The 10,729-nt window shown below is 42.4% G+C and carries 14 protein-coding genes; all 14 read right to left on the bottom strand.

Annotated elements, in window-relative coordinates; all coding sequences use genetic code 11:
* Positions 1-782: tail fiber protein (locus EAE92_RS12565; RefSeq protein WP_339959376.1), on the bottom strand; the 782-nt coding region annotated here is incomplete at its 3' end.
* Between the two features lie 2 nt (positions 783-784).
* Positions 785-1,357 (bottom strand): DUF2612 domain-containing protein, encoded by a 573-nt coding sequence (locus EAE92_RS12560; protein ID WP_214068320.1) that lies wholly within the window; start codon positions 1,355-1,357, stop codon positions 785-787.
* Positions 1,354-2,547: a baseplate J/gp47 family protein gene (locus tag EAE92_RS12555; protein WP_214068319.1), complete on the bottom strand. Its 1,194-nt coding sequence runs from the start codon at positions 2,545-2,547 to the stop codon at positions 1,354-1,356. Before EAE92_RS12555 ends, EAE92_RS12560 begins: the two co-directional genes overlap by 4 nt.
* Positions 2,540-2,887, bottom strand: a complete 348-nt coding sequence (locus EAE92_RS12550; RefSeq protein WP_214068318.1) for a contractile injection system sheath initiator — start codon at positions 2,885-2,887, stop codon at positions 2,540-2,542. The genes EAE92_RS12555 and EAE92_RS12550 overlap by 8 nt, the downstream gene beginning before the upstream one ends.
* A complete protein-coding gene (locus EAE92_RS12545; protein ID WP_214068317.1) occupies positions 2,884-3,639 on the bottom strand; it encodes a phage baseplate assembly protein V in 756 nt (251 codons plus the stop codon). Before EAE92_RS12545 ends, EAE92_RS12550 begins: the two co-directional genes overlap by 4 nt.
* Entirely contained in the window at positions 3,636-4,592 is a 957-nt protein-coding gene (locus EAE92_RS12540) for a phage protein (RefSeq protein ID WP_214068316.1), read from the bottom strand. Before EAE92_RS12540 ends, EAE92_RS12545 begins: the two co-directional genes overlap by 4 nt.
* 91 nt (positions 4,593-4,683) lie before the next feature.
* Entirely contained in the window at positions 4,684-4,989 is a 306-nt protein-coding gene (locus EAE92_RS12535; RefSeq protein ID WP_214068315.1) for a phage baseplate plug family protein, read from the bottom strand.
* Complete coding sequence (locus EAE92_RS12530; protein WP_046395661.1) at positions 4,974-5,579, bottom strand: phage baseplate protein; 606 nt, start codon at positions 5,577-5,579, stop codon at positions 4,974-4,976. Before EAE92_RS12530 ends, EAE92_RS12535 begins: the two co-directional genes overlap by 16 nt.
* Positions 5,580-5,581: 2 nt before the next feature.
* The gene (locus tag EAE92_RS12525; RefSeq protein ID WP_214068314.1) at positions 5,582-7,351 is read right to left on the bottom strand and encodes a hypothetical protein; all 1,770 of its coding nucleotides are present in this window, start codon (positions 7,349-7,351) and stop codon (positions 5,582-5,584) included.
* Positions 7,341-7,409 carry a DUF6889 family protein gene (locus tag EAE92_RS25395; RefSeq protein WP_411179146.1) on the bottom strand — a complete coding sequence of 23 codons (69 nt, stop codon included), beginning with the start codon at positions 7,407-7,409 and terminating at the stop codon, positions 7,341-7,343. The genes EAE92_RS12525 and EAE92_RS25395 overlap by 11 nt, the downstream gene beginning before the upstream one ends.
* A 134-nt stretch (positions 7,410-7,543) precedes the next feature.
* Positions 7,544-7,954 (bottom strand): phage tail assembly chaperone, encoded by a 411-nt coding sequence (locus EAE92_RS12520; protein WP_040153955.1) that lies wholly within the window; start codon positions 7,952-7,954, stop codon positions 7,544-7,546.
* 114 nt (positions 7,955-8,068) lie between these two features.
* Positions 8,069-8,509, bottom strand: coding sequence for a DUF3277 family protein (locus EAE92_RS12515; RefSeq protein WP_214068313.1), 441 nt, complete (start codon positions 8,507-8,509; stop codon positions 8,069-8,071).
* Between the two features lie 9 nt (positions 8,510-8,518).
* Positions 8,519-9,988 (bottom strand): DUF3383 domain-containing protein, encoded by a 1,470-nt coding sequence (locus EAE92_RS12510; RefSeq protein WP_214068312.1) that lies wholly within the window; start codon positions 9,986-9,988, stop codon positions 8,519-8,521.
* A gap of 3 nt (positions 9,989-9,991) precedes the next feature.
* The gene (locus EAE92_RS12505; RefSeq protein WP_422615601.1) at positions 9,992-10,540 is read right to left on the bottom strand and encodes a phage neck terminator protein; all 549 of its coding nucleotides are present in this window, start codon (positions 10,538-10,540) and stop codon (positions 9,992-9,994) included.
* Positions 10,541-10,729: the final 189 nt, after the last annotated feature.

The raw sequence follows: 10,729 nt of genomic DNA, 5'->3' as shown, positions 1-10,729 counted from the left end.
CTTTTATTTTGATTTATTCCGACAATTAGTACGCTTTGCACATTTAGTCCAGCTTTGATTGTCCCTCCGCTGACCGTTGACACAGCATTCCTCGCCAAACTCACCGTTTCCATCAAACCAAGGTTTTTTATAAACTCACTTTTATTAGGGATATCTGCGCCATTTTGGTTTTTTGCCAATCTGCTGTTGGCATTATCTATAGCCCTGTTCGCTTCATCATGAGCATTTTTAGCTGCTACATTTGCTGTATTGGCAAAATCATATGCCTCTTTAACCGCTTTTGGCGTCGCCGCCAGGGTTTCACTTGTGCTATTTGTCGCACTACTTAGCTGTACAATCCCCTTCTGCGTCAATGAGGCATCAGAAACACCACTTAATTTGCTTTCAGCGATTTTTCTAACGTCATGAACCGCCTTTGGCGTCGCTGCTTGGTCTTCTCTGTCAGAATTTGTCGCGCTGTTGAGTTGCGATATACCTTTCTGCGCCAGTGAAGCATCAGGAATTTCCGTGGTAATTTTATGTTTTAATGCTAAATCTAATTGCGCTACGAGTTTTTCCAGGTCACCATCATCCATAACGTCTTCACCGGTTTTTTCCGCAATATATTTCCCTATCACCGCGGCAATAACCGAAGATTGGCGCCAAACTTTATTTAATCGCTCACTCCTTGCTATTCCTGATTTAAAACCCTCTTCAATAAAATCTGAGCTTTCATATTCTTCTTGTGACAAAGTATTCGCGTTTTCACCAATGGCAAACGCTTTAAAATCATTTTTAGCCACTTCTAACCCTCCACTATATGGTAATTAACCGTTATCCCCATAGGTTTAAGCGAGAGATAACCCTGATGGATGATTTCTTTAGTAATAGTACTGATTGACTTACCTTTGATAGTCACTGTGAATGACATATCTAAGTTATCTTCGAAAGATACAGATAATCCATTATTTGAATGAATAAAACTTAGGATGTTATTAAATGACTCAGCCGTTCCATCCCAGTTATTTGCGCCTATTTTAGCTTTAATGACAACCCGATAATTATCGTCATCCAGTTTGATATAACTTTTATCACTGTCAAATCTCCCTTTCCATATGCCACTATCAAACCCCAAGTCAGCAATATCAAAGGAGAAGTAATAGGATTCAATTGGAGTCTGAATCATTCGATTTCTTCCTACCCATTCTCCAATAATATCAAGCTGTTTGCCCACTGCTTTATCAAGGTCAAAACTGCTAATCAGTAAATTTGTTGTCAGCGCATTCTGGTTGAAAATATCAGTCACAGCTTCAAGCATCCTGACATATTTGTTACCTTCCATGTGATATGCAGGAATCAACTTCATATATTTGTTCATTCGAGCACCGTTACTATTTTAATATTTTCAGGTGAACACGTCGGCGCTTGATTAAATGCTATGTCAATGTTCGCCGTTCCCGTCGTCGATGCTGATTTACCCACTGCCACAGATAATACTTCATATGTCTGTCCACCGTTTTTATTGCATAAGTTTGCCGGTACAAATAAGCGCGTAACATATATTCCATCACCTATATAAAGGGATTTTATATAGTTAGATATTTCATTACGAATATTATTACCGATATCTGATGTATATCCGATAAAAGGTTTAATGTGTATTTCAACGTAAATTGGCACTAGTGTAGGGCGATAGAAGTTAATCGTTTTTTTATTGCCATAGTCATCGGTAATAGTTTCAGCGGTGGCGCCAAATGTCGGTATACCCGGCGTTTTCTTTATCAGAATGGTTCGGGCAATCTCTTTCGAGTCTCCACCATCAATGACAAGTGCAATGCTGTGTGCAGGGATGCCATTTTCATCCGTTTTGTCCGAGTCGTTGTCATATCCCCGGTAACGTGAAACCCCATGCAGATTGGCAATTGCCCCCATCAGTCCATCCATAATGGTTCTCGAAGGCAGCGCAACGGAAACCGCTTGCCGTATTCGCAGTTCTATATCGGTTTCAATTCCCCGACCAAGTGTCGCCGCAACCGGGTTCGTCACGGTTTGCCAGCCCAATGTCGGCGTAGCAATTTGGTTAACCGTGTGGGGCAATGCGCCAATAGCGCCCGATTTTTGACAAATCGCGGTCACAATAGCCTGTCCGTGTGTATCTATAATGACTTCATCCGGTAGTGACCAAGCGTTTCCCGCATCATCCCGGACGGAAGCGTTGCGAATAACCGTGCCCGTTCGGCCAGTGACCAAAACATCCACCGTTGAGTTACTGGAGCTTTTTCTGGTAATGCCGTTGATTTTGACATTACGAGAAAGCCCTTCACCCACCGCAGTTGTCGGGCTAAATGAGTTATAGGAAGCAACAGTTGCGTTGTTACAACCGTGAATAACGTATGCTATCAGCGATAAAAAAACCCCGTCTTTACTGTCAGATTCAATGTAAATATCGTCCCCATAAATATCCCTGAATATCGTCTTCCAGCTATTCAAGATGGTTTGATAATCAGGAGCATTGATCCCATTTTTATCAATAGCAGGTAACATTGTGTTGATAATACTTTCATACATCAGCAGTTACTCCTGTCTGGCCATAAATCGTGTCAATCGTGGCTGTAATGGTGATTTTTCTTGTTGCAGGGTTTCTTTCACTGCGGTAGTGGGTGATGTTCTCTACACCTGGCGTTTGTAGTATTCGCTGTCTAATAACCAAATCATAAAAACCCGATGTGCCTTTACCCAATACGTTGTCGTAATCGGTTCCCTCTCGGTCATCAAGAAACCATTCTCCACTGCGCAACATCAGGCGAGTTTTCACTGCTTGTGCAACCGCTTCCGGTGAGTTGATAAGAAAACCCGCCTCTCCACGACCAAATACATAGTCGTTGTCAATTTCTCTTCTGTATCTCATTGAGGTTTCCCCGTCTTACCGCCACCTGATTGCACGCCACTATGTATATGGTTTTTAAGGCTAATCCCTGCCGCTGTCACATCATTACTCACCGTGACAGGACCTTGCATGGTTGCGGCGCCACCGCCAGCCCCCATGCCTTGTGATAAGTTGCCGTTAATGGTGACGTTGCCGTTTAGGATGATTTCAGGTGAAGTGATTTCAGTACTGCCATTGGCAGTAGCGGTAAGCTTCGTCGGTGTGATAACCGTGATGTTATGGCTGTTGGGATCGAGTTCGATGTACGCAGCACCATCATCACTTCTCAGTTGCGCGGTGTGAGTGCTGATATTAGTTATTTTTTTCTGCTGAGATTGTGGGCCAACAATCGCAAATCCATCAGACAGGTTGTGTTGCCGAGGATCTACCGGCTCTTGTACACCGCCAGATTGCCACCAATAATCGATGCAGCGATCAGCAAATACGACCAGACATTCATCACCGGCTCTTACCGGGAAGGTTAATGTCACGCCGCCGCCCCTCGGAAATATAACCGGCACATCCACTAATAGCGGCAAGGATACCGATTCCAGTTCCCCGTCTTTTTTCCTGATTTTCCATCTGATGGCCGGTTGTGCTGTAACAGTTACCGCATCAGCATTAAATGATTGAATAATGCAAGGCAAGGAGACATACAATCCGGCGCTAATGACTTCTTGCATAGCAAAAAAGACCGCTTCGGGTCTATTTAGTCGTTCGTCAGTATTTATCATTCGCTCTCTGCCTTATCCTTATTGTGAGTTGATTGATTCAGCAAAGTATGATCGCTCTTGGCGATACACATTATTGTCATGTACCACTCTGTTTCACGGGTATCGCCGGAGTACTCCACATTGAAGACAATATAATCACCGTCAGCGTCCAACATTGCCGGTTGTGTTTTTGCATCTTTATGATCGCCAGACTGAGCTGCTTGTTTAGTCGCCGGATCAACCGGTTTGATTGAGCGGTTATCCAGTCGGATTAATGTACCGGGACGGATATTCGGATTAATTAAGCATGTAACGTTAATACCTGAGCCAATAGTTTGTTCAGGCATACCAATAAGACCTGTTTTTGAAGTAAGGACAATGGCTTCAGTTAAGTATTTATTTTTGGGTACAATATGTAATTGGTTATCTTCATAGCGCCAATTAGCGTCACATTGCTTTGCCAGATTAGAAACTTCATTGCGGTGCATGCCAAAAAGCACTTTTCCCCTGGGGGATGCTGATTTACTGAATTCAGGGCGTAGACCTGCTGTAATGCCATATTTGGCAATATCACGCATTAGCAAATGATCTAAATCTGCTTGCGAATATCCCGCTGCAATAGTGGTATTCACGGTCGCGTAATTGTGCGCTTCATCCCCGTCCGCTGCATGAATCACAACACAAGTATCCGTTGCGTTGTCTCTTTTTACATACGTGTATTGAATTTGACCCGAGAATATTTGTCCTGAGTTCTCCTTGTAACCCGCCACAAATTTAATCTTTTTAAATTCATTTTTACGTAATTTATTACTAGTTTCGTTATTGAGGTTATATATAGTAAAAATACCGGTAGCAGGATTGGAAGATTCCGTTCTGCTAATGTTAAATGTGATTTTCAGGTTTGATAAATTTACTTTTTCGCCATCTTTGTCTACAACGATAAGGTGGCATTCTCTTATCCATTGTTTTGACATAATTCACCTAATTATATAGAAATAGAAAAACCGCAATTAAGCGGCGTATGTAATAAATTATTACGAAATATATTACCTTACTCTCATCAAGTTAACTTACTACAAAATATAACCTGTCCTCTTTACCAAGATTATTCCTGAAAGGTTTCTCCTGATTTATATCACCATAAAAAATTAATGAGCCTTTAAAACCAAGATGACGATACTGTTCCAGTAAGTCAATCCCAAAAACCAACGGCAAACCTGTGACAATAAATTCACTGTCCGGCGTCATAATATCCAAAATCCAACCCGCAATACCACGCCACATCAATCTCATTTTATAATTGATGCCATTGAGCTGAATATCGAATTGTTGATTTTGAGGTGATAAAGGAATTTCTACAACCCTAGCCATTTCTTACCTCTCTCTATAATAAAATCAAGAATAATTTTTGGCATTGATGGCTTCACCGTGACTTTAGCTCCCATATTAACGACAGGTGCTGTATCTTCAGGATTTTTCATATTTTCCGCCGGCGCGGCCTTATTCGGTGATGTTTCAACAATAACAATTTCACGCAGGTTTAAAACCACCGATAAAACATTTTCACTGGTTTTATCCGTTGTGACACTGATATCTTTAATCAACATGTTTTTATATAATCGCTTTCCCGTTACGACATCAAACGGTTTATGTGATGCTCTCAGGTCAAGTAGTTGTTGATATATATCACGCGGACTGGTTCCAAGGCTCAACCCGGTAGAAATATCAAATACCTTTGTTGTATCAATAATATCAAGCAAAGAACCACCTCCCGCGAAACCTAAGTCCATTCTCACTTCTGATGGGCTGTCATAAGCATGATCACTGAATGTCACCCCCTGCTGGACCGGATGATCGGTGATATTCGATACATCGGTATGTGTTTCTGAAATAACGACACTCGGTACAATAACACCTATTTTTCTCTTTTGCTGAGAAAACATGACTGATAATATATCCATTGTTATCTCACCTGTGTTTGCATATTTCGAAGCAGCATACTGTGAGTACGTTCTACCGTTTCTCCAGTCAGTCTTGCTGCTTCTCTGGGGGATTCAACACCGTTGACTTCAATATGATAATTGACCTCTCCTATTCCCGGTATATTATTGCCGGCAGATATTGGCGCACGATGTAATAAAAAGGGAGTCAATCCCTGATGATTCATCATACCGTTGATATTGGTTACCGCGCCGTTGATCATTCGGTGATCAATGGAAATATTCTGCAAAGAGTGAGCTACATGATTTAAATGTCCAGCCTGCTTTGGCGCTTTATTCGCTGGCTGTAGCTCTGCCATAATCGCCTTCCTGATAAATTCTGGTGAATAGGGATTACCACCACTTTCCTTTATCATCATGCTATCAATCAGCCGTTGCATCACATCAGGATCAGTGAGATCAAGGAACGTATCCTTAGAAACTCCCATCATTTTAGACACGTCGGCAATGTACTGTTTGGTTTTATTATGATCTTTCTTTGGCGCCCATGTCGGGACAATACTTGCAATAGTCTGTAGCTTTTTTCCTGTGGTTTTACCACGAAAATAACGCATCAACTGATGAACAGTAGCTCTTAATCCAGTATAAGCATCTGGATACTGAGCAAATCTGGGCTTTGGATTATCTTCAAGCACCGCCCCGGTCTGATGTACAAAGTTCATATTTAATGGATTGTTATTCCGTACTCCTCGCGAAGATTTTAATTTTTTTAGCTTTGCTGCTGTAAGCTCACTATTAAAAATATTCGTTGGTTGATTAACTGGAGCATTTAATTCCTTAGGCGCATCGTGATGTTCAACAATGCCAGCCTTAAGATGATCTTTATTTAATTTTTTATTCTTTCGTTTTATTTTCGTTTTACTTGATCGTACTGACACTTTATTGGAAATATCAGCAATTTTCTGGCTGTACTCTTTGTGGATTATCGTTTTTTTACCATCAATTTTCTCTTGGTATTTTTCATATTTATCTTTGCTGAAAAATGGAGTCAAGTCAGAAGCAATATAAATCCCATGTGTTGACATCCAATTATTGAGTTGATCATACGTTATAAGTGGTTTTTTATTTATATCATATTCTCTTTGCCGCCGTGATAATGTTTCAGCCATTGTTTCGTGATTTTTCTTTGCTTCTTCCTGTAATGCATTCAACCGACTATTAAAATCAAATAATACACCCAAAACAATTTTTCTACCTGTAAATTTCCACAATTCATTCAATGTCGCCAATAAACCTTTCGCAGAAATTTCTCCTTTGTCTAACCATTTGACTAACTCCTCAATAGCATTAAATATGTCATCATTATCAAGTATGCTGGTATTTTGATTAGCACAATCCGTTGTTGCTTTTAATATCTGCTCACCCATCGATGCGACCAAGGAGGCAGTATTAAAATGGCGACCATTTGTATCATGGGATTGAGCATTAATGCTCGGCAGAAATCTCTCTACACCTCCCACAGCTCGACAGACGCTTTCCTCATTGATAGATTTAATTTTTTCAACCACTGCGTCTGTTTCTTGCAACTTCCCGTATAACTTATCCAATCCGTCAGCTATTTGGGTGATAAAACTGGCCACAACTGATGTTGCGTTTTCAATTTCCGCCCTCATTTTGAGAATGCCAGACGTGACTTCGGTGATAACAGCCATAAATTTACGCTGTTCCACTTCATCAACATCAAACTTAAGCGATCCCAAGAAATCCTTAGTTGTTTCAACATTATTGCTCATTTCGCCACCTCTCTATCATGGCCTCATTTTCCGATTTAACATCAAGGGCATCATTCATCAATGCAATATCAGCTAAGCCAAGAACACCGTTTTTTAATGATTCATAACGGCACATGCCCGCAATGACCGGGCGTAACAGGTAATCACGCCCTTTCGGGAGGGTTTCAAAATTTAAATTGGGTTGTCCTGGGATTACACTGCGCTCTCTAATGGGGCGAGAAAAAAATTTCCCAATGAGTCTCGAATAATAAAACCGACAATTTTCAGCAGTTCGAAGCCGTTAATGTCATCGAACATCAATACCTGACCATCAGGCTCATAAATCTTGCTCCATATTCCATTCTGTTCACGAGAAACCACTGATAAGCAAATATCATTAATTTCATGTCGGTTGGATTTTCCTAACGCGTTGATGGATTCCACCAGATAAGGGAGCACTTCTTCAAAGCCCGTGACTCCCTCATCATTTTTAGCTGTCACAATCTTTTTCATCAGTGGTCCAAGTGCCGGAATAGCCGGTGCCAAAGCCACTGCTAAGTCCTGTTGCTGAAAAGCGTTTAATTTACCACCACGATATTTTTTACCATCAATTTCAAATTCCATAATCACTTATCCTCAAGCTCGCTCAAATTGCCACAGCATAAGTCCTATGTTAAAAATAGAGACAAATGCTGCGGCAGATTTGAAGGTGATTTAATTGTTTGTGAAGGAAGCGGGTTAGAATGTGCCTAACATGATGTCGATTTTGCCGCAATCAAATACCCAAGAAACGGTACCGCCCACTTTGTTATTCTGCAAATCCGGTTGTTTCTGAAAGGCGACGGAACGTGCAACAGCAATGTCGTTACTTTGCTTATTGCGAATAACAATCACATTATTACCCCATGCCGCCGACGAAAGTGATTGCGCACTGAGCATCGCGTTCAATTTGGCGTTTACTGAACTGGTCTTAAGTAAATTAACTGTGATGGTTCCTGACTTGGTTGCATGCAATGAATGCATGACTTCCCCATCTGCTCCTGTAGTCATGGTGTTTTTACTCTCCGACATGGTGACTGTAATCCCCTCATCCGAGAGCGCGGCGCCGTTGCCAAGATCAAAAGAGCCGCCAACTCCGGTAATAGAAGCGGAAACATCAAGAAAAGAATACGTAGCCATTTTCAACCCTTATCTGTTTACATTAATAATGACATCAGCGTAGTGAACAGCGCCTGCTAATTTGATAGCGCACTGAATAACCGGCGCTTTTCGGGCTTCCCGATCAGCCTGTGCCTGCGTTGCAATTGGCGGGGCGTAAACGTAGTAACCTTTGGTTAATGTTGCGCCAGTGTCCAATGCGCCAATCGGATCGCCTCCCCATACGCCATGAGCGATTAATCCGTTTGTCGCCGCTTGAGCCAGTGACTGCTCAACATTGGTAATTAGCCGGGTGACACCTTCATCAGTCTGTGGGATCTTGCTGGTGCTGGTATAAAGCAAGTTATAAAGATTGTTCTGAACGTAGTTCTGCAACCAATCCAAGCCGTGGCGCTCATCGATGAAATCCCCATTCGCCATGACGCCTTCCTGAATGATGGCCGTATCATTGTTGTATTTAACAAAAACGTTGCCGTTTATCTCTTTCAAAACATTGGCTTGCGTTGCGGTGAGGTTTTCTGCGGTTACTGCGGGTTCCTGTTTAAATTTCAAAGTTATCGTGGTGTTATTACCGTTGAAATTGACGGTAAACATGCGGCCCAACAGCGAAGCAACGGTGTAGGATTTACCGGTTGAATATTGCCAAAGGGTGCGTTGATAGTTTCTCTCTTTTAATTTTGAGCCGATATCAGTTTTAACATTAGCATCCAACACGTCTGTTTTTTGTACTGTATGTCCGTAGATACGGGAAACAGACGCAGATTCGATGTAGTCGGCAACAGAGAGAATATCTTCATCCGCCAGAGAATCATCGGCAATAACTAACCCATACCAGCCGCTGGATACCGAACCCAGCGCCGCTACTGCCTCAGCAATGGTTTCTGCTTTGGTAGATTCGATAGCGGTAGCACCCGATATTTCGTCCAGCCTTAACAAATCACCAATATAAGTTCCCGTCGTTGCCGGTGAAACATGGCTAACGGTATTCGCAGAATTCGGTGTGACGGTGAAACGTGAAGAGGTACTATCATATGTGACCGAACAATCTTTCAACTTATCCGCTATCCGTTGGGCCACGCCGTTAAGATTCGTCTCTTTACTCAAATCAATGCCACTGTACACCGCTTCTTTGCCGTTAATCGTTAACTTAAAAGAGCCATCCGTGACAGTCGTAAATTTGTTGATGATTTGCTGCTGTTTGGTCAATGCCGCTCCTTGTAAAGAGGAGACCACATTATCCTTAGCCCATCGACCAATATATAAATCAACCGGGCGTGGCGACTGGGAATAATAAAGCGCTGCGGCCTGACACTCTGGTGAAGTCAGTCCAAAATCAGCGCCGACACCCTCGATATCCGAGTATCGGCGTAAACGCTCATGAGGATTGATCACGTTGCTTGCGCCGATGATCAGTAACGCACCAAAGTTCCGGGACTGAGCCGCATGAGGAGCCATATTCAACGTGACATTGATAATGTTTGAAACAGGTAAACCCTGCATAATTTAATCTCCAAAGAATTTGACAGGCGCTTCCACCAGTGATTTAACACCGTATTCACGCACCACTTTTCGCCGCAAGGTGATCGTCATGTCATAACGACGCCCCCTCTGGTTATTGATAAGTTCCGGTAAAGAAGTCAGCCGACTGAGCTTGTCTACTGAAAGACCGGAACGCTCCAACTCGTCATTGTTCTGACTGACTGCCAGCCCATCACGAAAACGAGCGCCGTACCGCTGGCTGTTCGGGCCATAAAAGGAAATCAAGCACACAATTTCTTCATGACGCCATAACTTGGTTCCCTCATCAGTCTGGTTCTCAAAAGCAGGCGAAGCATCCGAAATAAAATCCGTGATAACAAAATCACACCAGTCATCATCTACCGGTAACTGAGGCAGTTGTGCTGATGTCCATCGAGAACGCACTTTATCGTCAGGCAAACCAGAAACACCACACACCCAACAACTCAGTATGTGTTCCAACCCATCATCGTACTCAGGGTCAGGAGTGACAGGCGTTAACCAACCCGCTTTATCACTACCGTTGCTCATCAAAAATACCTCCATCAAACAGCAATAACTCACCCTGTGTCTGGGTAAACCAAGCCCTATATTGAGGACTGGTTCTTATGGAAACTTAGCTCTCAACACCGAGTTATGATTGATTTAATAGGGATGCCGATCGCGAAAAAGGTAAAAAATACGCGCAAGTGATTCGCGACGGCAAATACGAAAAAGGCCGCA

Source organism: Photorhabdus hainanensis (genome assembly GCF_018448965.1).
Lineage (GTDB): Bacteria > Pseudomonadota > Gammaproteobacteria > Enterobacterales > Enterobacteriaceae > Photorhabdus > Photorhabdus akhurstii.
This window is presented reverse-complemented; position numbering and strand designations above follow the sequence as displayed.

Bases quoted from the DNA above. Each gene is read 5' to 3' on its own strand.
- EAE92_RS12560 (WP_214068320.1), bottom strand. From the start codon at position 1,357: ATGAACAAATATATGAAGTTGATTCCTGCATATCACATGGAAGGTAAC.
- EAE92_RS12555 (WP_214068319.1), bottom strand. From the start codon at position 2,547: ATGTATGAAAGTATTATCAACACAATGTTACCTGCTATTGATAAAAAT.
- EAE92_RS12550 (WP_214068318.1), bottom strand. From the start codon at position 2,887: ATGAGATACAGAAGAGAAATTGACAACGACTATGTATTTGGTCGTGGA.
- EAE92_RS12545 (WP_214068317.1), bottom strand. From the start codon at position 3,639: ATGATAAATACTGACGAACGACTAAATAGACCCGAAGCGGTCTTTTTT.
- EAE92_RS12540 (WP_214068316.1), bottom strand. From the start codon at position 4,592: ATGTCAAAACAATGGATAAGAGAATGCCACCTTATCGTTGTAGACAAA.
- EAE92_RS12535 (WP_214068315.1), bottom strand. From the start codon at position 4,989: ATGGCTAGGGTTGTAGAAATTCCTTTATCACCTCAAAATCAACAATTC.
- EAE92_RS12530 (WP_046395661.1), bottom strand. From the start codon at position 5,579: ATGGATATATTATCAGTCATGTTTTCTCAGCAAAAGAGAAAAATAGGT.
- EAE92_RS12525 (WP_214068314.1), bottom strand. From the start codon at position 7,351: ATGAGCAATAATGTTGAAACAACTAAGGATTTCTTGGGATCGCTTAAG.
- EAE92_RS12520 (WP_040153955.1), bottom strand. From the start codon at position 7,954: ATGGAATTTGAAATTGATGGTAAAAAATATCGTGGTGGTAAATTAAAC.
- EAE92_RS12515 (WP_214068313.1), bottom strand. From the start codon at position 8,509: ATGGCTACGTATTCTTTTCTTGATGTTTCCGCTTCTATTACCGGAGTT.
- EAE92_RS12510 (WP_214068312.1), bottom strand. From the start codon at position 9,988: ATGCAGGGTTTACCTGTTTCAAACATTATCAATGTCACGTTGAATATG.